This window comes from Stappia sp. BW2 (assembly GCF_008107695.1).
Taxonomy (GTDB): Bacteria; Pseudomonadota; Alphaproteobacteria; order Rhizobiales; family Stappiaceae; genus Roseibium.
In genome coordinates this window covers 227,379-253,438 of sequence record NZ_VIRG01000070.1, presented here as the reverse complement: position 1 = coordinate 253,438, position 26,060 = coordinate 227,379, and the positions used below count along the sequence as shown (strand labels likewise).

Annotated in this window: 27 protein-coding genes, 1 tRNA gene and 1 pseudogene; 16 read left to right on the top strand and 13 right to left on the bottom strand. The window is 56.7% G+C overall.

What is annotated here, in order from left to right:
* Positions 1–16: 16 nt before the first annotated feature.
* Positions 17–1,048, bottom strand: coding sequence for a TRAP transporter substrate-binding protein (locus tag FMN63_RS20075; RefSeq protein WP_148585939.1), 1,032 nt, complete (start codon positions 1,046–1,048; stop codon positions 17–19).
* A 239-nt stretch (positions 1,049–1,287) separates the two neighbouring features.
* Positions 1,288–2,133: an SIS domain-containing protein gene (locus FMN63_RS20070; protein WP_205514180.1), complete on the bottom strand. Its 846-nt coding sequence runs from the start codon at positions 2,131–2,133 to the stop codon at positions 1,288–1,290.
* A gap of 359 nt (positions 2,134–2,492) precedes the next feature.
* Here FMN63_RS20070 and FMN63_RS20065 point away from each other — a divergent pair, with 359 nt between their 5' ends.
* From FMN63_RS20065 to FMN63_RS20040, 6 genes are all read left to right on the top strand, one after another.
* A complete protein-coding gene (locus FMN63_RS20065) occupies positions 2,493–3,413 on the top strand; it encodes a LysR family transcriptional regulator (RefSeq protein WP_148585937.1) in 921 nt (306 codons plus the stop codon).
* 94 nt (positions 3,414–3,507) lie between these two features.
* Entirely contained in the window at positions 3,508–4,404 is an 897-nt protein-coding gene (locus FMN63_RS20060) for a TauD/TfdA dioxygenase family protein (RefSeq protein WP_148585936.1), read from the top strand.
* 119 nt (positions 4,405–4,523) lie between these two features.
* Positions 4,524–5,546: an ABC transporter substrate-binding protein gene (locus FMN63_RS20055; RefSeq protein WP_148585935.1), complete on the top strand. Its 1,023-nt coding sequence runs from the start codon at positions 4,524–4,526 to the stop codon at positions 5,544–5,546.
* Positions 5,533–6,354: an ABC transporter ATP-binding protein gene (locus tag FMN63_RS20050; protein ID WP_148585934.1), complete on the top strand. Its 822-nt coding sequence runs from the start codon at positions 5,533–5,535 to the stop codon at positions 6,352–6,354. Before FMN63_RS20055 ends, FMN63_RS20050 begins: the two co-directional genes overlap by 14 nt.
* Positions 6,354–7,112, top strand: a complete 759-nt coding sequence (locus FMN63_RS20045) for an ABC transporter permease (protein WP_148585933.1) — start codon at positions 6,354–6,356, stop codon at positions 7,110–7,112. The genes FMN63_RS20050 and FMN63_RS20045 overlap by 1 nt, the downstream gene beginning before the upstream one ends.
* Before the next feature lie 4 nt (positions 7,113–7,116).
* Positions 7,117–7,887 (top strand): ABC transporter permease, encoded by a 771-nt coding sequence (locus FMN63_RS20040; protein WP_148585932.1) that lies wholly within the window; start codon positions 7,117–7,119, stop codon positions 7,885–7,887.
* A gap of 380 nt (positions 7,888–8,267) precedes the next feature.
* Here the strand turns inward: FMN63_RS20040 and FMN63_RS20035 are convergent, their stop codons facing one another.
* Positions 8,268–9,707, bottom strand: coding sequence for an IS1182 family transposase (locus tag FMN63_RS20035; protein WP_148585931.1), 1,440 nt, complete (start codon positions 9,705–9,707; stop codon positions 8,268–8,270).
* A 161-nt stretch (positions 9,708–9,868) separates the two neighbouring features.
* Here FMN63_RS20035 and FMN63_RS20030 point away from each other — a divergent pair, with 161 nt between their 5' ends.
* The 3 genes from FMN63_RS20030 to FMN63_RS20020 all read left to right on the top strand — a co-directional run bounded on the left by FMN63_RS20030 (position 9,869) and on the right by FMN63_RS20020 (position 13,948).
* Complete coding sequence (locus FMN63_RS20030) at positions 9,869–10,486, top strand: uracil-DNA glycosylase family protein (RefSeq protein ID WP_353619242.1); 618 nt, start codon at positions 9,869–9,871, stop codon at positions 10,484–10,486.
* Positions 10,487–10,618: 132 nt separating this feature from the next.
* A complete protein-coding gene (locus FMN63_RS20025) occupies positions 10,619–11,614 on the top strand; it encodes an AAA family ATPase (RefSeq protein WP_148585929.1) in 996 nt (331 codons plus the stop codon).
* Positions 11,615–11,617: 3 nt separating this feature from the next.
* On the top strand, positions 11,618–13,948 hold the full coding sequence (locus tag FMN63_RS20020; RefSeq protein ID WP_286192711.1) for a S8 family peptidase: 2,331 nt from the start codon (positions 11,618–11,620) through the stop codon (positions 13,946–13,948).
* 344 nt (positions 13,949–14,292) lie between these two features.
* Here the strand turns inward: FMN63_RS20020 and FMN63_RS20015 are convergent, their stop codons facing one another.
* From FMN63_RS20015 to FMN63_RS20000, 4 genes are all read right to left on the bottom strand, one after another.
* Positions 14,293–14,832: an N-acetyltransferase gene (locus FMN63_RS20015; RefSeq protein WP_040440204.1), complete on the bottom strand. Its 540-nt coding sequence runs from the start codon at positions 14,830–14,832 to the stop codon at positions 14,293–14,295.
* The gene (locus FMN63_RS20010; protein ID WP_148585928.1) at positions 14,825–15,136 is read right to left on the bottom strand and encodes a type II toxin-antitoxin system TacA family antitoxin; all 312 of its coding nucleotides are present in this window, start codon (positions 15,134–15,136) and stop codon (positions 14,825–14,827) included. The genes FMN63_RS20015 and FMN63_RS20010 overlap by 8 nt, the downstream gene beginning before the upstream one ends.
* A 123-nt stretch (positions 15,137–15,259) precedes the next feature.
* On the bottom strand, positions 15,260–15,742 hold the full coding sequence (locus tag FMN63_RS20005) for a hypothetical protein (RefSeq protein ID WP_148585927.1): 483 nt from the start codon (positions 15,740–15,742) through the stop codon (positions 15,260–15,262).
* 7 nt (positions 15,743–15,749) lie between these two features.
* Positions 15,750–16,145, bottom strand: a complete 396-nt coding sequence (locus FMN63_RS20000; protein ID WP_162530083.1) for a helix-turn-helix domain-containing protein — start codon at positions 16,143–16,145, stop codon at positions 15,750–15,752.
* Between the two features lie 101 nt (positions 16,146–16,246).
* Here FMN63_RS20000 and FMN63_RS19995 point away from each other — a divergent pair, with 101 nt between their 5' ends.
* From FMN63_RS19995 to FMN63_RS30015, 3 genes and pseudogenes are all read left to right on the top strand, one after another.
* Positions 16,247–16,459: a helix-turn-helix domain-containing protein gene (locus FMN63_RS19995; protein WP_148585925.1), complete on the top strand. Its 213-nt coding sequence runs from the start codon at positions 16,247–16,249 to the stop codon at positions 16,457–16,459.
* A gap of 19 nt (positions 16,460–16,478) precedes the next feature.
* Positions 16,479–16,739, top strand: a complete 261-nt coding sequence (locus tag FMN63_RS19990; RefSeq protein ID WP_148585924.1) for a helix-turn-helix transcriptional regulator — start codon at positions 16,479–16,481, stop codon at positions 16,737–16,739.
* A pseudogene (locus FMN63_RS30015) lies at positions 16,699–17,703 on the top strand (tyrosine-type recombinase/integrase); the annotation flags it as partial. The gene FMN63_RS19990 and the pseudogene FMN63_RS30015, both read left to right, overlap by 41 nt.
* Positions 17,704–17,900: 197 nt before the next feature.
* On the opposite strand, the gene FMN63_RS19980 reads toward FMN63_RS30015, so the two are convergent.
* A tRNA-Ile gene (locus tag FMN63_RS19980) sits at positions 17,901–17,977 on the bottom strand.
* A gap of 254 nt (positions 17,978–18,231) precedes the next feature.
* Between FMN63_RS19980 and FMN63_RS19975 the strand changes: the two genes are divergently transcribed.
* Positions 18,232–19,299 carry an AI-2E family transporter gene (locus tag FMN63_RS19975; protein WP_148585923.1) on the top strand — a complete coding sequence of 356 codons (1,068 nt, stop codon included), beginning with the start codon at positions 18,232–18,234 and terminating at the stop codon, positions 19,297–19,299.
* A gap of 149 nt (positions 19,300–19,448) precedes the next feature.
* A complete protein-coding gene (locus FMN63_RS19970; RefSeq protein WP_148585922.1) occupies positions 19,449–20,198 on the top strand; it encodes an SIMPL domain-containing protein in 750 nt (249 codons plus the stop codon).
* A gap of 102 nt (positions 20,199–20,300) precedes the next feature.
* On the opposite strand, the gene FMN63_RS19965 is transcribed toward FMN63_RS19970, so the two are convergent.
* A complete protein-coding gene (locus FMN63_RS19965; RefSeq protein WP_148585921.1) occupies positions 20,301–20,888 on the bottom strand; it encodes a GNAT family N-acetyltransferase in 588 nt (195 codons plus the stop codon).
* A 179-nt stretch (positions 20,889–21,067) separates the two neighbouring features.
* On the opposite strand from FMN63_RS19965, the gene FMN63_RS19960 reads away from it, so the two are divergent.
* The gene (locus FMN63_RS19960) at positions 21,068–21,568 is read left to right on the top strand and encodes a cytochrome b (protein WP_148585920.1); all 501 of its coding nucleotides are present in this window, start codon (positions 21,068–21,070) and stop codon (positions 21,566–21,568) included.
* Positions 21,569–21,631: 63 nt separating this feature from the next.
* Here FMN63_RS19960 and FMN63_RS19955 read toward each other — a convergent pair whose 3' ends face one another.
* The gene (locus tag FMN63_RS19955) at positions 21,632–22,729 is read right to left on the bottom strand and encodes an NAD(P)/FAD-dependent oxidoreductase (protein WP_162855073.1); all 1,098 of its coding nucleotides are present in this window, start codon (positions 22,727–22,729) and stop codon (positions 21,632–21,634) included.
* A gap of 178 nt (positions 22,730–22,907) precedes the next feature.
* On the opposite strand from FMN63_RS19955, the gene FMN63_RS19950 reads away from it, so the two are divergent.
* Positions 22,908–23,597, top strand: coding sequence for a dimethylsulfonioproprionate lyase family protein (locus FMN63_RS19950; RefSeq protein WP_148585918.1), 690 nt, complete (start codon positions 22,908–22,910; stop codon positions 23,595–23,597).
* A 29-nt stretch (positions 23,598–23,626) separates the two neighbouring features.
* Here FMN63_RS19950 and FMN63_RS19945 read toward each other — a convergent pair whose 3' ends face one another.
* From FMN63_RS19945 to FMN63_RS19935, 3 genes are read right to left on the bottom strand one after another with little or no spacing between them, the layout of a single operon-like run.
* Positions 23,627–24,451, bottom strand: coding sequence for a transglutaminase domain-containing protein (locus FMN63_RS19945; RefSeq protein WP_148585917.1), 825 nt, complete (start codon positions 24,449–24,451; stop codon positions 23,627–23,629).
* A 10-nt stretch (positions 24,452–24,461) separates the two neighbouring features.
* On the bottom strand, positions 24,462–25,571 hold the full coding sequence (locus FMN63_RS19940; protein WP_205514178.1) for a permease: 1,110 nt from the start codon (positions 25,569–25,571) through the stop codon (positions 24,462–24,464).
* Positions 25,564–25,896, bottom strand: coding sequence for an ArsR/SmtB family transcription factor (locus FMN63_RS19935; RefSeq protein ID WP_148585916.1), 333 nt, complete (start codon positions 25,894–25,896; stop codon positions 25,564–25,566). Before FMN63_RS19935 ends, FMN63_RS19940 begins: the two co-directional genes overlap by 8 nt.
* Positions 25,897–26,060: the final 164 nt, after the last annotated feature.

Below are 26,060 nucleotides of genomic sequence, written 5' to 3'. Positions count from 1 at the left end.
CTCCGTTCAGGCTGCTTCAAAGGCCGAGTTGCGAGCCGACAGTCGCACGCCAGGTGCTCTCGCATTCGGGGAAGACGGCGTTGCACTGTTCAGCCCAAATCGGCAGTGATACCTTGCCAACGGCGGCGGCGACCATATCGATATCGGCGTCAGACACTGGGGCGCTATTGAGCGCATACGGCTTGCCGAGCTTGCATTCCTTGCCCGTGTTGCAGTTCATGGCGTCTTCATAAAGTTCTTCGGAATAGGCCCAGATCTCTTCGGACAGTTTGGCGACGGAGGAACTCAGCTTTTCCTGATCCGCGACGGACAGCTTGTTCCATGTATCGAGATTGATGGCGTAGCCATTGACGGCGAGTTGAAGAGCAATCGGCAGAACCGTGGTGGTGGCTTCCGGCCAGCCCGCGGAATTAGCCGACGCCGGGCCGGTGATCGCACAATCGACGACGCCGCGTGCCAGGGATTGCTGTACCTCACCAAAAGGCATCGGCACGCCGGTAGCCCCAAGACCGGCGACGAAATTCGCAGCGCTCTGGTCGCCAACGCGTACCTTCAGACCCTTCAGATCGGCAAGGCCGGAAATCTCGGGCTTGCAGAACACCACCTGCGGACCGGCCGGCCACACGCCGAGCAGCTTGGCATTGAAGTTCTCCTCAAGACGGGCACCCACGGTGTCGAAAAAGGCATCCATGTGAGCACGGCCTGCCGCATAGCTGGTGTTGAGGCCGATAAGATCGAGACCGAGGATCGACGGTTCGTCACGGCTGACCTGCGGACCACGGATCGACACAATGTCGAACAGACCCGACTTCAGCACCCGCAGACCATCGGAATCTGGCACGCCCGCCACGTCGACCGGCAGGTATTGCGCGGCCGCATCAATGCCGGTGTTTTCGGAAAAGGACTCGAAAAAGGGCTTTTCCTTGTTCTGGGCGATCAGACCGGATCCCGCCGGCTGACCCAGAACCTTGAGACTGATCGTTTCCGCATGTGCCGCGGAGACGGCAAGAACCGCCGTGAGGGATGCAATGAGGAGTATTCTGGACATCTGCTTCGCCTTCCGTTTGCGCCGTAACGGCGCGGGATACATTTGTCTTGCGTAACAACAATGGCATAAGCCAACACAAAAAGGCGATACAGATTTCATGCCAACTTCAAGTGAAATCTCAGTTTCATATTATTTACAAATAATTACGAAAAAATGGAGCATTACGAGCTCCTTTTCATTCAGCTGGTATGCACATGGAATAGGCAGGTGGACGCTTGCACTGATCGAAAATGCGCCAGCTAAAGTTCGCCAAGCAGATCGTTTTTCGTCTCGATCGCCCGCAGGCGGGCACGTGCTTTCTTGCCTGCAAGTTCGATCGCGCGCATGGCCATCAAGTGACATACGGCCATGACAGAGACGTGGTTGAACAACGGACCGCTGGCAGCAGTGTGACAGCGGAAGTGCCAACGAGGACGTTTGTCCAGTTGTACGCCCTCATCGGTTATGTAGAGAAGGTTGGGACCGCTTGCTGCAACCTGTTCAAGAATGACGTCCGATTGAGAGACGCGCCGGCGCAGACCGAACATGATGATACAATCCTCAGGCTGCATACTGGCGAGAGACTCGCCAAGTGTTTCTCCGCTGCCGGGAATGGCGACGATGTTCTCGATTACCTGGATCAACTGCCAACGCAGGTACTCGGCCAACGGATGCGCTGCGCGAAAGCCGATCACCCAAACCTTGCGCGCGCCCAGCAACGCATGGGCCACCGCGTCAATCTCAACCTGTGTGATCGCGCCGAAAGTCCGGTCTAGGTTAGCCTTTCCCTGAGCCAGATTGGCGGTAAGCGTTTCTTCCGGGTTGCCCTCGCTCGGAAGGGTCAGGAACAGGCGAGATCCCGTTTTCTGCTCTTCCCGGGCATGTTTGCGGGCCTCGTCATAATTCGCATAGTCCAGCTTCCGAACAAAGCGTGACACGGTAGCCTTGGAGACATTCGCCAGGCGCGCTAATTCCTGAGCATCATAGCTTGCCAGTTCGCCGGGAAATTCGCAGACGAACTCTCCAAGCCGCCGCTCCGCGGGGTGAAGACGGGGGAGCGCGGACCGAACCCTGGAAAGGAACGTAATATTCTTGTCCTTTTTCATCATGCCCTTCCGTGAAACCGTAGTTTCTCAATGCATCGGTCGAATTTCGTTTCAATGCAAGGCTGAAGAGAATGCGTCGTAGGCGATCAGATCCATAGTTTGAGCGAAATTTTGCATTCCGTCTGATACGTGTCCTCTTCGCCTTTCGTGACGTGGGAATTCTGTGCGAACCACGCACAAGAAGTTGCCGGCGCCTCGCGTCTGCTAGAGACAAACGTTGCTTGTATCGTTGCCTATGAAGAATTCTGCGACAATGTTCAAGCTACAATTGCCTGATTTCCAGAACGGGCAAATTTGGTCGTTGTGCCACGATCTGGGGAATTGAGTTTAGGTGGCGCTTCGTCAATAGTTCTCTCACCATGCTGCTAAATCACATTGCTTTGCGATATTTTGTCACCGTTGCGGAAACGGGTTCATTTCGTCGAGCCTCCGAAGCGCTTAATATTGCGGCTTCTGCGGTCAATCGACAGATCGTGCAACTTGAGGAAACGCTCGGGGCTGAACTCTTCGAAAGACGTGGTGGGCGCAACAGTCTGCGCCTTACAGCGGCAGGTGAAACGTTGCTCGTACACGCCCGCGCCGCAATGAACGAGATGAAGAGAGCCAGCGAGAAGATCGGCGACCTGAAAGGCCTGCGCAGGGGCAGTGTTTCTCTCGGCGTTCCGGAGACTTTCGCGAGGGATTTCGTCCCGACACTTCTTGCCCAGTTTCACAGGCAACTGCCGGGGATTACTTTTGACGTTACGGTTCAGCCTTCACCTGACCTCATCAGGCTTTTGATGCAGGATGAGGTCGAGGTGGCGATGACGTATAATCCGCCGAATATTCCCGATCTCGTGCATGTTGCCCGGCTTGCACGGTCAACCTACGCGATGGTGCGCGATGATCACCCGCTCGCGAGCAAAAAAAACGTTCGTATCGTGGAATGTGCTCAATACCCGATGATTATGCCGGCGATGAACTCTGCCTTGCGTGTTCAATATGACCGAGTTTTCGGGCGGGCCGACGTCAAGCCGGTCATTGTGTTTTCGACCAACTCCTATGAGATGATGCGCAGCATGGCCAGCTCAGGAATAGGGCTGGCGTTGGTGACCAAATACATCATGCCGCTGAACGCCGCGGATGAAACGGGTGTGGTCTATATCCCGGTCACGGACAGGCTTGTAGAGCAGCAGCACCTAGGGATCAGCGTCAGAAGGTCACGACATCTTTCACTCGCGGTTACGACCCTGATCAGTCACCTGCAGGACGTTCTGGCACAAAGCGATATCGCTAAATGAACTAATTTTAGCAACGAATGAAGCGAAAATCTCTGCTTGAGTCAATCAATACCGTCGATGATGATTTCTCGAAGTTCACTTTGAGAGGTACATTATGTCAGTTTCCGCAAAGGCATGTTCCAGCGTTGTTCCATTTGACATCCGACCCTTGTCGGATGTGATGGGCGGGGAAGTTGAAGGCTTCGATCTCAGCACATTATCCAGCGTCTGTGAGCGGACGGATTTCTTATCCGAGGTTTGTCGGAACGGGCTATTGGTTTTTCACGACCAGAACCTCAGCGCGCAGCAGTTCGGCGAATTGAGTCGTTTCTGCGGTGAACTCGAGTTTCACGTTCTCGATCAATATCGTCTCGAAGAGGTCCCGGAGATCTATGTAATCTCCAACATTGTCGAAAACGGCAAGTCAGTTGGAAACCCGAAGGACGGTTTCGGCTGGCACACTGATCAGTCCTACCTTCATCGGCCGACCGCCTACACTCTGCTGCATGGCGTGGAGACGCCTGCCGAAGGGGCTGACACGCTTTTCGCCAGCACAGAAGAAGCCTATGGACAGCTCGACCCGGAGCTGAAAGCTCGTATCGATGGCATGAAGGCTGTGCACAGCTACGTCTATATGCGAACTGGCAATGCGGATTACATGCGCGACAATGGGGTCAAGTCAGAATTGACAGCCGCACAGAGGGAACAGGTTCCTGACGTTGTGCATCCACTTGTGCGTACGCATCCGCTTACGGGACGCAAATCTCTTTATCTTGGTGGTGACTGCATCGTCCGTATCGAGGGAATGGAATATGAGGAAAGTCGCGCATTGCTCGATACGCTCTTTGCTGCTGTTCTAGCCCCCGCCAATCAGATCGCACTCAAATGGCGGCCCGGAGACGTGGTCATCTGGGACAACCGGACAACCATGCACAGCGCTACGGATTATGACCGCGAACGCTATCGCCGGCTGATTTGGCGAACATCCGTCAAGGGTGAAGTGCCGACCTAGGTAAAAGGCGGACCTGTTCCGGGAGATAGGCTGAACGCCGTCATTAATTGGCAGCAAGGCCGCAAATTCGTTGAACACAAATTAAACCCCCTAGAACATAGTTTAGTCAGGAGAAAGTCATGCTGCTCAATCGTCGCCAATTACTCGGGTCTGCTGCCGCTTCAGCCAGTGCTCTGACACTAGGCTTGTCCTCGCGTTCTGCTTTCGCGCAGGCGCAGGCCCCCTTGAACGTCAAACTCAATTGGATCAAGAACGTCCAGTATGCTGGCCTCTGGATTGCGTTCGAAGACGGATACTTCGCCAATGAAGGATTGGACGTGTCCGTTCAGGCTGGTGGCCCGAATACGCCGCAGTCAGTCGTGACAGTTGCCGCAGGCGCCGATGATATCGGGTATTCTGCCTGGCTGCCCTTCCTTGATGCTATCCGGCAGGGCAATGACTTTGTTGCGTTTGCCGCAACATATCCACGTGCACCACTCGGCATCATTTCGCTTCCGGGAAAGCCTATCGTCAAAGCGGGAGACATTGTAGGATCAAAGATCCTCGCTCAGGGAGCCAGCCAGAAATCTGCTATCGAGGCGACACTTGCTTTGGCCGGTCTTCCCAACACCTGGGAAATGGTGCCCGCCGGCTATTCACCCGAACCACTTCTTGCCGGAGAAGGTGAGGGTTTCACAGGATATTCTACGAATGAAGCGGTCGCGCTTGAACAAATGGGCATGGTTCGCGGTAAAGACTTTTTCTTCACCAGCTTTGATGAATTGGGCTATCGGAGCTACGGCGCAGTGCTATTTGCCAAGCGTAGCTTGATTACGGAGCAGCGCGACAAAATCGTCGGCTTCACGCGGGCACTCGTGAGAGGTTGGACGAAGAACGAAGGTGATCCGGACTACGCGGCTCACTTGGCAGTAGACAAGTATGGCGTCGATTACGGACTGGATACCGGCCAGCAAAGGCAACAAGCGACTGCGCAGCTTGATCTGCTAAAAGCTGGCGATGGCCGCCGGCTTCTGGCTCTCGATGTCGATGAAATCGCTGGACCGATGTTTGCGGCGGCCAATGCCACCGGCCGTGTCGACTTGCCCGATGCGGCATCGATAGTCGATCTTTCAATTGTCGAGGACGCGCATGTATCGCTCTGACACTTGCGCCGTGCCATCCCGATCAAAAAATACGGGCCTCTCCTTGCGAGGGGTCCACAAGACCTTTCACATCAAGGGCAAAGAGGTGAAAGCTGTAGACGGTATCGATCTTGATGTCGCCAACGGCGAGTTCATTGCCCTGATCGGCCCGAGCGGATGTGGCAAGAGCACGTTGCTGCGCATGTTGGCGGCACTTGAAAACCCAACATCCGGGACAGTTGAAATCGATGGAAGACCGTCGGCGGAACTGGCGAAAGCGCATCGGCTGGGTGTCGCTTTCCAGGATCATGCCCTGCTGCCCTGGCTTTCGATATTCGACAACGTTGCCCTTCCCTTTCGAATTGCAGGCCGCCCTGTCGATCGAGACAGGATAAATGAGCTTCTGGCACTGGTCGGCCTAAGTGAGTTCGAGCGGGCCAGGCCGAAACAATTGTCCGGAGGAATGCGGCAACGGACATCGATCGCACGTGCCCTTGCTTTGCAGCCCGGTGTATTGTTGCTCGATGAACCTTTCGGCGCGCTGGATGCAGTTACCCGCCGCCACCTCAACGGCGAACTACAGCGGATCTGGCTCAAAGATTCGATTACGACCGTTCTCGTGACCCATTCGGTAGATGAAGCACTCTATCTTGCCGACCGTATCGTTGTCATGAGCAGCCGTCCAGGACGTATCTTGCAGGTGGTCGATGTACCTTTTGGGCGTCCACGCACGCGCGAAATGACACGCAGCAAGACCTTTCACGACATCTGCGATGAGCTCACAGACGCATTGCGAGGGCTGGATCAAGACACAGGAAACACCTCCTGATGTATGTTTCTCAAAGAACGCGCGCGATTCTGCATGGGACATTGGGCCTCGCGCTCATGCTCATCTGCTGGGAAATCATCGGCACCTACAAGCTGGCCGGTTACACTTGGCCGAGCCTGACCGATGTCGTCACCTTCGCAACCGAACCTACACGTTTAGGCCTTTTTTCAAGAGCGATCTCAGCGACGATACAGGCCGTAGTCCTAGGTTATGTGATCGGCGCGGCAGTGGGGTTTATCAGCGGAGCCATCATTACGCTGGTTCCTGCCGTGAAGACTTCTACTGACAGCACTGCGGCAGTGATTAACGCTATTCCGCCGATCGCTCTTGGACCGTTGTTGATCGTGCTGCTTGGCTATAGTGCCGCTCCCGTGGCACTCGCCGCCTTGCATGTCTTCTTCATCATCTACGTAGCTACTGTTGCCGGGTTCCAATCCGCAACTCAAACCCATCGTGACGTCTTCCAGGCGCTTGGCGCTTCGAAGGGTACGGTCTTTTACAGGCTGTTCGTTCCAGCTGCGGTTCCAAATATCACCACTGGCCTTCGTATGGCTGCACCGTCCGCCATGATCGGCGCCATACTCGGGGAATGGTTCGGTGCACCGCGCGGGCTTGGCGTGTTGATTGTCAGCGCAATGCAGAACTTCCAGATCCAACTTCTTTGGAGTGCAGTCCTGTTTGCGTCGATCCTTTCCCTTTCGCTTTTTGCCTTTTTCGGCCTTGTTGAGCGGTTGGCCACCGAGAAGTTCAAAGATTAGTCAGATGCGCAAAGAGATATTCCGCCCCCCAGTCATTGCCGCCCGCTCATTTGCCATTCACTCGGTGGGCGTTGTCGCACTGATTGTCATTTGGCAGATTTGGGTCATGCTGAACGGCTTCAACACGATCGTGATGCCAAGTCCGGTCAGCGTTGTTCAGCGCCTTCTTGAAGAACCACTCTTCTTCGGCGTCAATTCCCTGCGCACAATAGGATTGTCCCTCATCGGGCTCGCAGCCGGAGCTGCACTTGGCACGCTGATCGCAGTTCTGGCATGGTGGTCCAGACTGTTGAACGGGCTGTTGGCTCCCGTAAGCCTTATTTTTTCTTCAGTTCCGATTGTTGCGATCATTCCGATCCTTTTGAGGGTTTTCGGCTATGATTGGAGAACCGCTGTCATCGTCGTCGCTCTGATTACCTTCTTTTCCATGTATGTTTTCACGCTTGCAGGCCTGCGTGCACTGCCTCCCGGTACCGCGGACGTTCTGAAGGTGTTCGGGGCGTCTAAATTGACCAGTTTGAGGCTTATCGCGCTTCCAGCATCGATACCGCACTGGTTCCTTGGTCTGAAGATCGCCGCCCCTCTTGCAGTACTTGCCGCTATGGTGGCTGAGTTCCTGATGTCGATGGATGGCCTTGGGAATGTGCTCGATGTTGCACGGGAGGATCTACAGATGGATCGTGCTTTAGCGGCAAGTCTCTGTGCCACTTTTGTATCTGTCTGTTTCTATTTCATTGCAAGTCGAGCGGAGAAATCGGCAGCTGCTGATCGATAGTGCTCAATAAGCCGCTGGATTTGGGTATGTCGAAACGTCAGGAATAGGGAGCCAAATGGAAACTGCTTAATGACCAAGTTGGGGGCGCTTTGCTGACTGGCAGGTTACGCCAGGAACGGCCCTTCAGCTCCGAGCCGGAAGGGGACTGACGGTTTACGTGCTCCGATCGTGCTTAGCTGACATTCATCGGCGCTGGATGTGGTGGCGATTCCGGCCGAGGCTGTGTGGAAACTGAAGTGTCCGGTCGTGTTCGAGACCGGGGCCCGGGTATTGAGCGGAAGCAGCCGGAATTGCTTTTTTGCCAACAGTAATCTGTTCAGAGCGGCGTTCTGCGGTCCTGAGGCGCTTTCCGACGAGCGTTCCGCTTGGAATAAGCCCAGTCAGGCCAAGATCGCCTTCACCAGTAGCCTGGCGCCGATCATGTTCATCACTCGTTTGATGTTGTAGGCGAGGACGTGGAGCGCCATTTCGGTGCGTACGTTCCTGAGCCTACGCATCTGGAAATGGGTGGCACCCATCGCGGCCTTGATCGTTCCGAAGGGATGCTCGACCGTGCAGCGTCGGGTGCGCATCAGATCCGGAGTTTTTTCCATGCGCTGGTACATCGTCTCGATCAGATGTTCGTGCTCCCAGCGGGTGATCCGGCGCTCTTTTCCTGTCGTGCAGCGCGCTTTCATCGGGCAGCACTGGCAGTCGTTATGCCAGTAGCGTCGGTGCATGAGCCCGTTTTCCTCTCGCGTATAGCGGTAGGTCAGGACCTTGCCGGATGGGCAGGTATAGGTGTCGCTGTCCGCGTCGTAAAAGAAGTCAGCCTTCACGAACATGCCCTTCTTGCGATTGCCCGACGTCTCTGGCCGCGGGACAGTCGCAGTAATTCCGTCCTCGTCGCAGGCAAGCAGTTCGGCACTGTTGAAGTATCCACGGTCGGCAATCGCGTTCAGCTTTTCCGCCTGCAGGGCTTGTTTGGCCATCTTCGCCATTGGGGCCAGCTGCGCCCGATCATGCACGACGTTGGTCACATCGTGGGCGACGATCAAGTGCGTGGCCGTATCGACTGCCGTCTGGACGTTGTAACCCACGAGGCCCGTGCCTTTGCCGTAAGTTGCCATCGACCTCGCGTCAGGATCGGTCAACGATATCTGGCCGTCCGGAGTGTCCTCAAGGCGGTTGGCGATCCCTTGCAGCCGCTGAACTTCATGGCGGAGCCGCGACAGCTTCTCCTTCAGGCGCTCGACCTTGCGCAGTTTTGTTTCGGACGTCTCCTGCCGGTCGGTGCGATCCATTTCCTCAAGATATCGGGCCGCGCTCTGTTCCAGATGACTGATCCGAAGCTTGACCTTCCCGGACGTGAAATTTCGATCCCGATTGTTGACCGCTTTCATCTTGCTGCCATCGATGGCCACGGTGCCTGAGGCCAACACGCCAATCTGACGGCACAGCTCGACGAACCGAGCGCAGGCCTTGCGGATGGCCGGTCCGTTGTCCTTGCGAAAGTCGGCAATCGTCTTGTGATCGGGCACCAGCCTGCCTGTCAGCCACATCACCTCGACATTGCGGCCGGCTTCCTTCTCCAGCCGTCTGCTGGACGTGACCCTGTTCATGTAGCCATAGATGAAAAGCTTCAGCAGAACAGAAGGGGCATACCCGGGCCGCCCGGTTTGAGCCGGCGCAACGCGATTGAACCCCGCACCCGCCAAGTCGAGAGCATCCACGAAGACATCAATCACCCGAACCGGGTGATCCTCGCCGATCCAGTCCTCCAACCGCTCCGGAAACAGTGTCTCCTGTTTCCGATCAATCCCCTCGATATACCCCGACATCCCCACCTCCAATTACTGAAGGCCAGTATACTCGAATCCCGTGTTTCCACACAGCCTCGGCCCAGAGCCGACATTCTTGAGGCTTGCAGCGAAGCTCCCCTTTCGGTCATTTGTGTATTGTGCAGCATGAGGTCAACTTTACAACCGCAGGCACGATTTCAATGAATTTCAGGGGCCGGATCGAAGCAGCATATCAACGGAGTGGAAACACCCTTGGGTGGCGTTTTCTCTACAGCGCTTCCAAAACTCTAGCGGGAGCCCCAGTAGCATTCATAGGCCTGAATCCCGGAGGTTCGGTCGAAGAAGACATGCACGGCACATACGCAATGGAGCGAGGAAGTGCCTACAGTCGTGAAAGCTGGGCCGGATGCGCACCTAGCCAGCACCAGCTACAAAAGCAGGTCTTATCCCTCTTCGCCAAGCTCGAAATAGAGCCAGAAGACGTCTTGGCCGGAAACCTCGTCCCGTTCCGCTCGCGAGACTGGAAAAGTCTGAAAAACCGAAAGCAATCTGTTCAGTTCGGGAAAGAGCTTTGGACAGAGGTGCTACAAACGTCACAGCCATCGCTGATTGTTACGATGGGCGCACTGACCACCAAGATCCTATCAGAAATGCTCAACATTCGCCACTTGGAGAAGCACCCAACCGGCTGGGGCAAAGTGTCTGCGTTCCGCGGCGAGTTTGAAGGAGGCCGCCTAGTCGGGCTGCCGCATCTGTCGAGGTTTGGCATCATGACCCGACCTCAAAGCTCGGTCTATACTGACAGACTGCTCACTTGACCTGATGGCCAGCTCTTGGAGGCGCGAGCCTTTGAATGGCCTTCTACCAGCCTCTCAGGCTCAGCCCAACTACATCTGTGCTGGTCAGAATCGCGTAATGCAGGTAAGTTCTCTTGAAAATATGGGGCAGACATGGCGCGCGGTGAGTTGATAAAAAAATTGCTTGCAAGCTACGGCCACGAGGAAGAATTCCGCAGGGTTGTTGAGCAGATAATCTCTGAAGAGGAGAAGAAGAATAACCGCGTGTTGGCGCGAAGTCTGCGTAAGACGTTGGACAATATTGGTTCGGTGGCGCACCCGACCGGCGGGCTTTCGCGCTTGGTCCCTTTCCCAGATGAGGCGAATGACTTCATCCAACGAGTGGAACCGGAGCATGGCCCGCAGGATATCCTGCTCTCTCCTGAGAACACTGAGCTCTTTCTGGGACTGATACGGGAATTCCGACAAGCAGACCGGATCAGGCGTCACGGGCTTCCGGTGCGATCCAAGCTACTGTTTTGCGGACCGCCCGGCACGGGCAAGACCCTGTGCGCCGAGGTCTTCGCCAAGGAGCTCGGGCTTCCTTTCTTCCATGTAAGGCTTGACAGCCTGATCTCTTCTTACCTGGGCGAGACCGCGACCAATATCCGCAAGACGTTTGAATTCGCCCGCCGGCAGCCTTGTGTGCTGTTCTTCGACGAGTTCGATGCGATTGCTCGCTCCCGCGAGGAGGCCGGCGAACACAGCGAACTCCGACGCGTGGTCAACAGCCTGCTGATCTTCATCGAGCAGATTCAGCCGAGCGGCTTCCTGATCGCGGCGACTAATCTCGACGCGCATCTCGATCCGGCCGTCTGGCGGAGGTTCGATGAGATTGTTTGGTTCGATGCGCCGGATGCGTCGATGGTGAACAAATACCTGGTTCATGCTTTCCGCAATATCCGGACTTCTTTCGATCCGGTTGGCTATGCCGCACAGCTGCAGGGATATTCTTACGCGGACCTTGAACGGGTCTGCGTTCAAGCTATGAAACGGTCGATCCTTTGCGGGAATAAGGTGGTTTCTGACAAGGATTTCCGTGAAGCAATGCGGGATGCCAAGCGACGGCTGACACGCAAACAGAAGCTGGAAGCACAGGTCGGGGAGTAAGTCGTGCCGCGCCACCAGCATCTGCAACTCCTGCGGCTGCCCGAAACGATGGAGCGGCGGAAAACCGGTTTTCCAGGCCCGACGCCTTCACGCGGCGGCGGATACGGCGGTCGCGTGCGTCTTAAAGTCGAAGAGGCCGTTCGGACACAGCAGGAAAGTCGGCCGCCTCAGTTCGTTGATCCCTCGCTGATCCTGCGGGTGCAGATGCAGGGGATGCTGCTCGAGGAGGACTGGGAAGCACTTGGCCTGACGCTTCTTTCCAGCGACGAAGACCGCAACATTGTCCTGTTCTCTTCGGAAGGCGATCTCTCGGCTTTTCTGCAGCGCCTCGAAGCCTACGACGGACCTATTCCAGAAGGTCAGCGGGGGAGACGCTATGAGGGGTTCGTCACGCGGATCGAGGACGTAGGCACACTGAGGCCTCACGACCGGCTTGGTATCCGCCTGAGGGAAGCCGGGCTCACCGAAGCGGAGGATCTAGTAAGCGACGAGGTCTACACAGTCGATATCGAGCTCTGGGACTTCGGCGGGCGGCCTGCACGGGAACGCAAGGCCATGGAAATCGAGGACTTCATCACCAGCAGCGACGCGGAAGTCTTCGATGTCTACATAGGTCCATCGATTACGATGATGCGGGTTCGTGCTCCCGGACGAGTGTTGCGGCCGTTGCTGGCAGTGCCCGAGGTGGCATTCATTGATCTGCCACCGGAGCCGGATCTGGAATCGTCTGACTTCGTACAAATGACCCTCGAGGACGCACCGGCTATTCTGCCGCTGGAGGCCGGTGCGCCGGTCATTGGCGTGCTGGACAGCGGCCTCAACGAGCATCCGTTCCTCGAAGGGATAGTTGTCGAACGGACGGCTTTTCCGGCAGAACTCGGAACCGCTGATATCTGTGGGCACGGGACGCGGGTCGGGGGCGTTGCGCTGTTCGGCGATCTGAGGAACCGGCTGCGGGACGGAGGGCTGCAACCCGCCGGGCAGCTAGTGTCCGCGAAGGTGGTGCAGGACAACGGTGCGTTCTACGAACGTCGGACGCTCCCGCGGCAGATGCGTGAGGCGATTACCCAATTGCACCGGGAACACGAATGCCGCCTCTTCGTCATCTCGCTCGGAGATGTCCGCGCGCGCAACGAACCCGGGCGGGTGGGTCCTTGGGCCGCGACACTCGATGAACTGGCACGCGAACTTGACGTGCTGATCTTCGTATCCGCCGGCAACCGCGCTCCGCGCGGCGGGTCATCAGTCGAGCAAGCGGTCACTGAATATCCCGCATATCTGCTCGAAGCAGCGAACCGGCTCTGTGAGCCGGCTGGAGCCAGCAACGTCATCACGGTCGGAGCATTGGCGAACGGGACGGGCTTGGGGGCCAGACATGAAAGGGATGCTCATATCCGGCCGATCACCCGGCCGCTCGAGCCGTCTCCCTTCTCCCGCTCGGGCCCCGGGGCGGGGGGCATCCGGAAACCCGATTTCGCGGATATCGGCGGAACGCTGGTATTCGACGCGCCCTCAGCCAGGCTGCAGTCCGCCCCACACATACCGGAAGCCGGCGTCATCACGCTGAACCATGAGTTCACCAGGCAGCTTCTTACGAGCGGCATGGGGACTTCTTATGCTGCGCCGATGCTCGCCAATAAAGCCGCGGAGCTTCTTCGGCTGTTCCCCGCTGCTTCCGCGAACCTGATCCGGGCGCTTCTTGCGGGGGCATCAAGCCTCCCCGACGCGTGCGCCCGCCGTCTGGCAGGCATGGATCCTGCCGATCAGGCACGTATCTGCGGTAATGGAATGGTGGACACGCTACGGGCTGCCTATTCTGACGATCACCGGGTAGTGCTTTATGCGGAGGACCGTCTCAGTATCAACCATTTCGCTGTGTACCGCGTGCCGGTGCCGCCGGAGTTTCAGGGTAACGGCCGACGCACAATCCGAGTTTCCCTGGCATTCGACCCTCCAGTGCGACGAACCCGCGCCGAATACATCGGCACGAAGATGAACTTCCGGCTTCTACGCGGCTGCCCTTCCGCCGAAGTGTTTTCTCATTTTCGCGCAAGAACGGCAGAGGAAGGCGATCCCCCAGATATTCCAAACAGGTTCAAGTGCGGCCTCGAGCCTGGACCGAACAGCCGGGACAGGCAGACATTGCAAACAGCAGCGAAGACATTCGTCCAAGACACAACCGGTTACGGTGACGAGTATTACTTGGTGGTCCGTTGTGTGGGAGGCTGGGCCGAGCCGCAGGAAATCGCCCAGAATTTCGCGGTGATTGTTGAGCTTGAACATCAGCCTGCTATTCAGCTCTACGCTAGACTAAGACAGCGGGTTCGGGCATGAAGTCCTAAGATACTTGGGGCTTTCTGACGCAGATTTTTGCTTTGTTGAGAGAGCGGACGCTCGTGCGATCCGCAGCGAACTACCGCTCTCCGCCGATTTTGTTCCTTAGATCAGTTCGCAACGAATAGCTGCTATGGAGATCTGATTTCGAACCGCTGAACGACCGCCCTGTGGGCGCTATGTAGCCTGAGGCGGCTCATGAGGCCATATGGAGCAATTCAAAGACGGGAACCACTTCACCCTTATTAAAGAAAATGCCGATTTTGTTTATTAGCGGCTACCACTAATCAATTTCTGAAATTAGTGACCGAATAGACCTGGCGTCGCTCAGGACAGAGACCTGATTAGATCAGCAAAGCCCGCGCGTCCTGTATGGGAAGAAAGAGGCGAAGTGGTGCGTTTTCAAGCTTTGAGAAACCATAGCCCGTGTATAGCGCTAACCGCCGTTTGGTTGCCTCCTCGTTTCCGCAGTCCAAGACATCCATGAGCACCACAGCAATGCCGAGTGTCTCGGAAGCACGGGCGAGTTTTTTCAAAGCATCAACGAGCAAAATGCCGCCTAGTCCGTTCCCTTGGAACCTCTGATCAACGCCAATCATCGAAATAAAGGCAGCTGGGATTGAACTGTGACTCGGCCGCGTTCGAGCATACTTTTTTGGCAACTCGGCATAATCAACTGAATGGGCGTTAACAGCGTAGAAGCCCAGCAATTGATCGTCCGCGCCGAGCAGCACTGACACTCGAACATTTCCCGCTTTCTGGAGCTTGTTTGCTGTTTTTTTGAAATAGTTGTCGACCTGGTCGACGCCGCATGAAAAAGCCGTTCGATCATGTTTTTCCGGATCGAACGGCTCAAATTTTAAAGGCCGCAATATTTCACTCACTTTCGGCAACCATCTCCTTGTGCAGCTTGGCGGCGGCCAACAGCTTTTCTGTCGGTGCGGCCGGGCGCTCAAGAGCGTCAAAGAACGCAGCATGATCGACCGGCGCCAACACCGTTCGTTCGTGCGCCGCAATCACATCCTGCGCACGCAGCAATGCTGCATTGGTCGTGAATGTGCTGAGATCCATACCGGAAAGCTCAGCTGCCTTTTCAATGGCCGCCTTTATCGAGGCTTTTGTGCGGATGTTCAGCCTGGCATCGCTCTTCTCTGGAAGAGAAGACGCGAGATCCGTTGCTCCCAACATAGTCGCCTCCTTTGTTTGCGTGGCTCGAAGGGCAAGTTCATGTGTAATGTACGTCAGATAGACACACAATTCAAGATCGAGGCCGACACATGAACCAAGCGCCAGTGCAATAACATTGAAACGCTAATTCGATGCACCATCCGCCGCATCGATACGTGAATTGGCTGGTAACGTCATCTCTGACGCATCAACGTACGTCCATCCCATTTCGCCGGACCTTCGAAAACCTCTGGGAGAAGCAGCCCTCCAAGTTCCCAGGAGCCTTTCAAGTCCCTCAATCAACAAGAGCTGACAAAACGCGTAAATCGCCAAACCTCCAAGCCCGATCCAACAGACGGCAATTGGCTCCAGCACGCCCTGGAACAGCAGAAAAGAAGCGAAGATAGGAAAGACCAATGCGAACAAAGATATGACTTTGCTCCTAATAACATTACGCTTCCAGAACTGAAGAATTTCCTCTTCGCTCAAAATTCGCCGCTTTTTTCGATAGAAAGAGAGCCCGCTAAACAAGCCGTCATTGTTTTCTAGATCAGACGTTTCAGCAAATTTCTTATTCAATACCGAGAGAATTGCTTCAGATATCACTTCCACTTTATCGCTTTCCATACAGAACTCACAAGACCGTATTAAATATTCGCTTGAGCTCTTTATCTCCGAAGTCTCTTCCAGAAATTAACTCTTCATATACAAATCGAATTATTTTTGCTTTCCTCTCAAGAGGTGGATCCAAATCCTTCATTTTCGCAAATTTTTCCACAGCTAGAACAGCGCCTTCAACTAGCGCACCATTCATGTCGCTTTTAATCTGCCCTTCTCCCAGCAGAAGCCAAGCGGGCGATACGCCATAGTCCTCACAAATCCTAGAGATCAAGCTAACGGGAACAGGTCTGGCACCACGTTCATAGTTTTTATAAGCGCTCTGAGAAACACCCAATTCATGGGCGAAGGGGATTTGCAAAAATCCCTCACGTTCCCGCACAATCGCCAAACGCTTGCCGATATCAGACATAACAGACTTGATCCGTGTACCCATTTGTGTACATTGAATTCATACGAATATAAATTCGCATCGTTCAGTACAACAATTACTATCAGAGAGATGTGGGCACAATGACCGTAGAACTCGAAACGGTGAATGAGCTATCCAGCCGCACAGGCTGGCCCAAAAGCCGCATTCGCAAGCTCGTCGAAAACCGTGAACTGAGACACGTTAGGATCGGTGGAGGAATTTACATACCCACAGGTGCAATTGAGGAATTCATCAGCAACAACACGATTGCGCCGATCGTTGAGAAAAAGTCATCAACTTCGCCAGAAGTCTAACAATTTCAGTAAACTGACAATGCAAGAAAACCAATCGAAAAGCCTGCCTTCTGAAATTGCCGTAAGACGTGAGAAAGCGGCAAAGATGTTTGATATATCCCCCTCTACTTTTGACAATTGGATCAAACAAGGCTGGATGCCGGAAGGTATCAAAATCGGTCTCCTCCGCAGATGGGATACAGACGACATGCGCTCCTCCTGGAACGCCATGAAGGAAGCGAAGTCGAACAGTGAAGACGATGACGATGGCGAAAACCCGTTTGACCACATTATCGGGTAGGCGAAAAAAACCGCCTTTCAAATACTGCTGTTGCGACACCTCACGGCACGGACAAGACCGTTATTACGTCCGTATCCGTGGCATGCCCAAATATCGGATGCAGTCGCCCTATTTGGACGAGAACGGCAACGTCACCGAGGCATTTGCCGCAGAGTATCATCGCGTTTTGGCAGGAATTGTCGTTCAGCCAACGAACACGAGATCTGGTGAATGGAAACCAGGCACAATTGGCTGGCTGTTCACTCAATACCAGCGTTCGAAGACCTTTCAAGAACAGGATCCGGCCACACAACGGGATAAGCATAGTGTATTGGGGCGTTATTGCGACGCTGTTGGCCATCTCCCCTTTCAGAAGCTTAGAAAAGATGACGTCGAAGCGAGTCAAATGAAGCGTCGCGAAACACCCGGTGCCGCCGATAAGCTCGTCAAATACCTAAGAGCCCTTTTCTATTGGGCAATGGGCAATACAGAACTCATGGCTCGTTACCCGTTGTCAGAGAACCCGGCAAAGAAAGTTACGTATATTAATCGATCTGAGGGATTTCACATGTGGTCGACGAAGGAAATCGCCACCTTTCGAGAGCACTATCCCCTCGCGACCACAGCTCGATTAGCATTCGAACTACTTTACAATCTTGGCATTCGCAGATCGGATCTCGTTAAACTCGGCCCCGGCAACATTGACGGAAACACGATTAGGTTTGTGCCGCACAAAGGACAAAGGAATGAGCTGCTAGTCCTGCCTATAACAAAAGCACTCGCGGACGCGCTTGAGCGCGCGCCAAAACAACAAAAAACATTTCTGACAACCGAATACGGTAAACCATTCAGCGCAAACGGCTTTGGCAACAAAATGCGTGAATTGTGCGACGATATAGGCCTGACGCAATGCTCATCTCACGGGCTCCGAAAATCCGCCGCAACAGTGCTCGCTGAAGCTGGCGCTTCTGAATACCAGCTCATGGCTGTCTTTGGCTGGAAAGATCCAAAGACCGCTCGAATCTACACCAAAAAGGCTGCGCAAAGAGTGCTGGCGCAAGACGCCTATGACCGTCTTGAAAACTCAACGGAACAGAAAAATGTCCCACTTTCTTCCAGCGTCAAATCCAGTGGGACAAAAAGAGGAAAAAATGCAGGAAAATCAACACCCCGAAAGAGAAGTGGTGGGCCCGGAGGGACTCGAACCCCCAACCAATCCGTTATGAGCGGACGGCTCTAACCAATTGAGCTACAGGCCCACGGCAGGGCCGAGCCTTGCAAGGCCCTGCGTCTGGTTCCCTATACCACGGCCAATCGCCGGGGCAAGTGCTTTGAAACGGCTGGATGAAAAAGGTTGGGAAAGTGTCGCGCTGAAGGGGTGTCTCATGGCGCGGGAGGGCGATGGCGGAAAAACCGGTTTCGTTCGCCTGCACCATCGGGTCTAAATGAAGCAGCCGGGCGTCGGCGAGTCGCCCGGTGATTTGACCTGCCGTTCATTTCAGCCGGAGCCACCATGCGATCACCGCTTTTCACCGCCACGCTGAGTGTCCTGCTTGTTTGCATGATCGGCTGGCTGCTGGTGGTCGGGCGCTCGTTGATCCTGCCATTCGTCATCGCGCTGATCGTCTGGTACATGATCAACGCACTGGCCCATGTCTTCGCCCATATTCCGCTCGGCCGCTGGCGCCTGCCGCGTCTGGTGTCGTTTTCGCTGGCACTGCTGGCGATCTTCTTTGCCGGCACCCTGGTGCTCGACATCGTGACGGTCAACCTTACCCAGCTCGCCCAGGACGCACCGACCTATCAGCGTCGGCTGGAAGAGCTCTTTGCCCAGACATCGAACCACCTGCACCTCAACGATCCGATCGAGCTGAAGGACCTTCTGCCCGATTCCGTCGTTCCACGCATGGTGACAGCCGGGGCGAGCCTGGTGACGACCATCGCGGGCTCGGCCAGCCTGGTGTTCATCTATGTGCTGTTTCTGGTGCTCGAGCAATCGACGTTCGACCGCAAGTTCGAGCGGCTGTTTCCTTCGCCCGAGCGAGCAGAAGCAGCATTTGCCATGCGGGCGGAGATCAATCGTTCGATCATGCATTATTTCACGATCAAGACCGCCGTGTCCGTCGCCACCGGTGTCCTGACCAGCCTTGTGCTGATCGCCATCGGCCTGCCCTATGCCGCGCTGTTCGGCTTCATCGCGTTCCTGCTCAACTACATTCCGACCATCGGCTCGCTGATCGGCGTGATCTTTCCCAGCCTCCTTGCCATTGTCTACTACGACACCCTGGGCCCTTTCATTGCCATTGCCACCGGCCTCGGTCTCATCCAGTTCTCTATCGGCAATCTGATAGAACCGCGTCTGATGGGCTCAAACCTCAACCTGTCCGGCCTCGTCATCATGCTGTCGCTGGCGTTCTGGGGCGCGATCTGGGGGGTTGTCGGCATGGTTCTCTGTGTTCCGCTGACAGTGATGATCGTGATCGTCTGCGCCCGTTTCGAAGGCTCCAGACCGATTGCGATTCTATTGTCGCAGACCGGCGAGGTCGGGGGACTGTCAGGCAAAAGCGGCGTCACCCATTAGACCTCAGAAGCAAGTTCCAGGGCTGATTTCAAAGCCCGCTGCCGACCGTTTCGATGAACGCCAGATGAACACAACCGTCATCACGCCGCCTCAATCACAAGCGAGTGTCCGGCCATCGAACAAATTGTTTCCATCAAGGATAAGTTCATATGACTGCACCTCTTTTTGCCCCCGTCTCGCTGCTGCGCAAGGCCGTTCTGGCTGCCGGCCTCAGTGCCGCGCTCGTAAGTGCCGCACCGGCTTTCGCTGAAGACGTCCCGGCACCGGTCGGCACTATCACGATGCAGGGCCGCGGCGAGGTTTCCGTTGCACCCGACATGGCCGTCATTACCGCCAGTGTCCTCACCACGGGCAAATCCACCGCCGACGTTCTGGCGGAAAACAGCGCCGCCATAGCCAAGGTCATCGAAGCGTTGAAGGCAAATGGCATCGAAGCCAAGGACATCCAGACCCGAGGCTTTGGCATCTATCCGCGTTACGATCATTCCAAGAGCAGCAGCAGCAGCCAGCCCGATATTGCCGGCTATGAAGTGCGCAACGGCGTTGAGGTCAAGATCCGCGATCTGGCCAAGCTTGGTGGCGTGCTGACCCTTGTTGTCGAAAGCGGCGCCAATTCGGTTGATTCCACTCGTTTCGAAGTCAGCAATGCCGATGAGATCCTCGATGAAGCCCGCAAGAAGGCGGTCGAGGACGCCCGGCACAAGGCGGATGTTTTCGCGGCGGCTGCCGGCGTCGAACTCGGCGCCATTGCCGACATCACGGAAAACGGCACCGAAATGCCACGCCCCTACATGATGCGCGCCGAAGGCATGATGCTGTCCAAGTCCGCTGATGTGCCGATCGAGGCAGGCGAAGAGACCATCAGCGCGACTGTCACGATCCGCTGGACGCTGAAGTAACCACGTCCACTAATCAAAAACCGGGGTCTGGTTTCCAGGCCCCGGTTTTTCTATGCCCTGATCAGGCAATCTTCCGCGCGACTGGCTTTCCTGGCAGACCTCTCACAAGGTCCGGTGCCACACCTGCATCGGTTTGTCGGTCTCAACGCTTTCCCCCACATCGCGCCAGGGAAACGTCACGACGACACCGTCGAGCTTCTCATACCCGCGTTTGCGCCAGAACGGATCGAGCGGTGCGTAATCGGCTGGCCTCAAAGGATGGGTGTCCGGGCGGATCACGGCACAGAAGGCTGCCTCGCCGAAACCGAGCCGCCGGGCGTGCGCTTCGCGCTCGTCGAAGAAGCGGTGGCCGATGCCCTGGCCGCGATAGGCCGGGTCCAGAACGGATTCGGCCATATAGAAGATCCTGTCCGGATCAAGGCCGCGCTCGACGAAAGGCCCCTTGAAGGCGTCCAGTTCGGCCCCGAGGGGTTCGCCAGTCGCAGCTCCGATCAGTCGGTCGCCGTCATAGGCGCCGACGATCACGGCCCCGTCTGTCCGGACATAGCGCTGCAGGTAGCCGGCTTCGTAGTCCAGAGAGCCTTCGTAGAGATAAGGCCAGCTCCGGAAAACGGATATTCGCAGACGTGCAAGGTCGTTCAAGGCAGCGGTCAGCGCATCGCCCGTCAGCGTTCTGATGTCGGCTGGCATGATGTCTCCCGTTCTTCGCAAGTCCTCCGGCGCTGAACAGAACAGGCCGGCCTGCTTGCAATTGTCGCAAAAACTGTTGGAACCGTTACCAAATCGTACAAAAGTGCGATACCTGTTCCCGCCCAATCGTGGCACTAATGAACGGCACTTCTATTGTTTGCCAGGAGCCAAAGCCCGCCATGTCCAGGACACAGCCAGCTGCCTACAGCCCGATCCACATCCTTTTGCACTGGGTGATTGCCGCCCTGATCCTGTTTCAGCTGATCTTCGGTGAAAGCATGGGCGATTTGAAACACGCGCTGCGCGACGGCGGCGTGCCGGACGCGATGACCGCTTTTCTGGGCAATGCCCATATCTGGGTTGGTATTTCCGTTCTGGCCTTGACGGTCGTTCGTCTTCTCGTGAGGTTTGCATTCGGGGTGCCGGCGCCGCTGCCCACGTCCCGGATGCAGGAACTGGCGGCCAAGTCCGTTCACGGCCTGCTCTATCTGGGTTTGCTGCTGGCACCGATCACCGGCCTGTTGGCCTGGTTTGGCGGCATCCACACAGCAGGAGAAATCCACGAACTCTTCAAGCCGTTCTTCATCGTGCTGATCTCACTGCATGTGCTCGGCGCGCTCTACCATCATATCGCGCTCAAGGACGGCACCTTGATGCGGATGATTTCTTCCCGTCGCTGATCGTAAAAAGAAATGCTCCGGCGATCTCATTCACCGGAGCCTTTCTGTGTCGTGTCAGATGACTTAGTCGCGGGCTTCCAGCCACACCCGTGCAGCGTCCATATCCTTGCCGGTATAGCCCTCAGCAAGCTTCTGCCCCACGACAGCACCGAACTTGTAGCCATGTCCGGAACAGGCCGAGACGACGGTCGCCTTGCCTTCGCTCATGGCAAAGAAATGTTCGTCGGCGGTGAATGTATAGGCGCAGGTGACGACGTCATCCACGCGGTATTCCTTGATCCGGCAGAACGGTGGCGAGAAATGATCGCGCAGGGTCTCGCCCTCACCGGCAACGGGTGTCCGGTCCTGGTTCGGCGGCGCCTTGTACTTGTGAATGCCGGCACCGAACTTGAGCCCGGTTCCCGCCACCGGCGGAATGATATAGCCATCTACAGGTCCGCCCGGATCGAGGATCACCGGCGAGTGTTCCCAGGCCTCGCGCAGATCCTCAGGCGGCGTCAGATAAACAACGGCGGTGCGGTAGGTCGTCAGGCTGATGTCCAGCTTGGGGAAGAGCCCTAGCGTCCAGGCACCAGCCGTCACGATCACATGATCGCCGGAAACCGTGCTGCCGTCGGCAAGGGTCACTGTGCCGGCGGAGGTATCAACGGCAGTGACTTGCGCGTTTTCGCGCACATCCGCGCCATTGGCGATCAACCAATCGCGCACACCGGCAGCGATTTTCTGGCACAGAAGCACGCCGCCTTCCTTGCTGACAGCGCCGTAGCGGATGGTCGCCGGATCGACGTAGGGAAACCGTTTCGCAGTCTCCTCCGGCGTCAGATTCTCGAACGGATAACCACCCTCGGCAAGACCATCCCGGTAGACTTCACCTCCGTCGCCCGGTTGCTGCGACATCAACAGGAAGCCCGTCTCGACAAGATGCTTCTCACCCAGATCGTCCCACAATTCATCCCATGCTGCGTAAGCATCGCCGATGCGGCGCTGATAGCCGCCCTGGCCGCCATAGGCGCGGCGGATGATCCGGTGCTGGTCACCGGACGCGGAAAGCGGGTTGGGAATCGGCCCCTGCTCCAGAAGCGTTACCGGAACGCCTCGTTTTATCAGGGCCCAGGCGGTGGAAAAGCCGGAAACACCAGCTCCAACGATCACAACTGTCATGAATTTCATCCTGCGGAATGGGCGGTCAGATTATCTGCCTGTCCGGCGAGCGCAAGAGACGTTCTGACGCAAATTGCGCATGCCGGTTATGTATTTTCGGTTGCCGCAGAGTGAGAAGCAGCTACCCTTCGACCTGACAGGTTCTGGGCATCGTCATTGTGGTCCGGGAGGACAAGCAGTGCTGGAAAAAGACATTTCGGAAGAACAACCTCTGGCAAGCCGCCGTCTGGCCGATTTCCCTGACTGGGGCTATCTGCTGCGGGAATTCTACGAGGCGTACCGGTTCCTCTCGTCCGGTGGCAGCGACAGGATCCGGGCACACCAGCGCGCCGTGCGCGAGGCGATCAGCCGGGTGTTGAAAGCCGATCCGGAAATGCGGTTCGATGCCCCTGCCCACAAACCGGTGACGGCCCATTTGAGGCGTGCGCTGGACGAGGGCAAACAGGAGCGAACAGCCCCGCTCGTGCGCGCCATCGACAGCATCAGGGATCATCTGATCTGGCAGTATGGCTACGAAAAGGTACCGCGCGGTCTCGACAAGACCTATGCCTATGCGGAAATCTGCGGACCGAACGGCCCGGTCCTGACGACGGAGGTCATTCTGGGTCTTGTTCTGTTTGCCCCGGGCTGCACCTATCCGGCCCATGCGCACAGCGGCATATCGGAAAGTTACATCTGCGTTTCAGGAGCAGTTTCGGAAAATCACCAGGGCGTTTATTCGCCGGGTTCCATGATCTTCAATCCGCCGGAACACATGCACCGGATCACCGTTTCCAAGCTGGAACCGGCGTTGCTGGCCTGGGCCTGGATCGGCACGCCGGAGCGCCTTGCCAATCAGAAGATGGTGTTCAGCCGCAAAAAGGGGTGATCACAGGCGGGACATCGTCTCTGGCTATGTCAGACGATATCCCGCCGGATCGTGATGTCTGCCTTTTCCAGCCCGTCCGGCGAAAGCCAGACAGGTTCTGCTATCAGTTTTTCGCAGAAGACACCGAGTTCGGGAAAGGTGAGCCCCATGGAATGGGCCAGCGCGACCCGATCTCCCGGCTTGGGGTTGAGACCGCTGCGAATGTCCCGCGTTCCCATCTTCAGGTGATGGGCGATATCCCATTCCAGCACCACGCCCTCATGCCGGGTCACCACCCAGCAGTGCCTGTCGTCGCAGCGACCGGCCTTTTCTTGCGGGAAGAAATAGCCGGTTACGTAACCGGCCTCGAAATCGGCCGCGCGCAGGCTGGAGATCAGGTAGGTGTTGATGTCGATGCAGGAACCTTCCGTCAGCCCGCAGGATAGATAAGGCACCTCATCGCACCCCTCATTGAACCGCACCTGCGGGTGGGCATATCGAAACTTTTCCGCCGTCGCGTTGACGAGCGCCTGAATGGCCGCATGCCCGTCCGGCTGGCTGTCGGCAATGTTGATCGCATCAAAGACGAGATCCTGAGCAGCCCGGGTGAAGCGGTTTCGCAGCGGTGCGAACACCGCCTCCGGATACCCCGGGCCTTCGTCCCGGAACGCGTATTTGACGAAAACATCCGAGCCAGGATCAACAGACACCACGGCCACCATCTGCCCCGTGGTGATTTCACCGGCCAGGGCAACCGTGCCGCCGTCGACCTCGAAGTGGACCGGCGTTTGATGCGGCGTTGGCAGGCCAACGGGCACCAGCAGCTTGCGGCCTGTCTCTTTCGGTGTGACCGTGACTGTAACGTTGGTGTGCATCTTCGTTCCTTCAGACAAGAAGCTGGAAGATCAAGCCGGACAGCACTGCCCCAGCGAAACCGAGACCGATATAAGCGGCAAAGACTTGCGGGCGAACCAGTGACCAGACGGCTGCCATTGCCGGGATCGAACTGACCGCCCCTGCGATCATGAACGCCATCGCAGCACCAGCGCTCATGCCCTGGTCCATCAGCCCGGAAAGAAGCGGCGGGGCCACGTAGCTGTTGAGATAGGCCGGCATGCCGATCAGTGCGGACACGAGGATCGCCCCCAGCCCGTCTCCGCCGACAGCCCGCGCGATCAGATCCGCCGGTACATAGGTGACGAGCGCCGCTTCCAGCACGTAGGCCAATGCCAGCCACTTGATCAGGAACAGCGCATTGGCTTTCAGTTCGCTCCTGAACTTGTCGGTACGCTCGCGCTCCTGCCAGATCCGCCAGACGGGCCGTCCTGTCTTGGGCGACGCCCCGCAGCCGCAGCCACCGGTCGCCGCCCCAACCTTCACCGGATTGGCCAGAAAGCCGCTGCGAAGGGCCAAGGCTACAAAAAATCCGCCGAAAAGGCCCAAGGCGACAGCAAAGACCGCCTTGCCGATTGCAAAGGGCCAACCCAATGCTCCTGCAGTGATCAGCAGTGTGGGCGGGTCGATCAATGGAGACGACAGCCAGAAGGCCATGATGGCCGACAGCGGCGCGCCGACCGCCAGAAGACCGGCAATAAACGGGATCACCTCGCAGGAACAGAAAGGGGCTAGCCCGCCGAAGAGGGCCGCAAGCACGATTGCCTGTGTCTCGCGCCCTTCAAACGCCCGACCGACGAACGCCTCTGCCCCGGCGGCCTTCAGAAAGGCAATCAGGACCACGGCAAACGCAATATACGGCAACGTGCCGGCAAAGGCGGAGAGCGCGAAGGTCACGAAGGCGACGAAGTGCGGCTGGTCCAGCAAAAGCACCAGCAAGGGACCACCGATGACGACGGTCCATGTCGACAGGAGGTATTTCGAAATGGCCAGCGACTTGAAGGACCATTTTGAAACCGGCGTGCTGCAGCAGGCGGTCTTGGGCGCGCAACAGCTTGCACCGCCGCCACCGGACTGAAGATTGTTCAAAGCATCAGACATCAGCAGGCTCCTTTTCCGCGGTAGGGCAATCGCAGCCCTTTTCGTCCACGCAGCACTCTTTCAGGATGTAATCGGCAAGGTTCTCCAGATGGCCGTAGGCCGCCCGGTTGATCACCGAACGGCCGTCCTTTTCCTGAGACACCAGGCCAGCTGAGGCGAGAAATTTCAAATGATGCGCCAGCGTCGATGCGGCCATGCCGGTGCGGGACTGGATATCCCCTACCGTCAACCCGCCCTGCCCGGCCTTCACCAGGGTCAACACCACCTGCAACCGGGCTTCCGATCCCAGCGCGGCAAATCCTTGTGCTGCAATTTCCAGATCCATTCGCGCCTCACTCAATATAACTATATTTCTAGTTATATAGTTTCTTTGGCGCTGTCAACTGCCTCCGCTGGCTCACGATCCGCCGGATTGGCGCATGAAACTTCAGTGCTGGCAGAAAGGTTTTGCGAGGCGGGAACGTCAGTCAAGACCTGTCCTACACCACG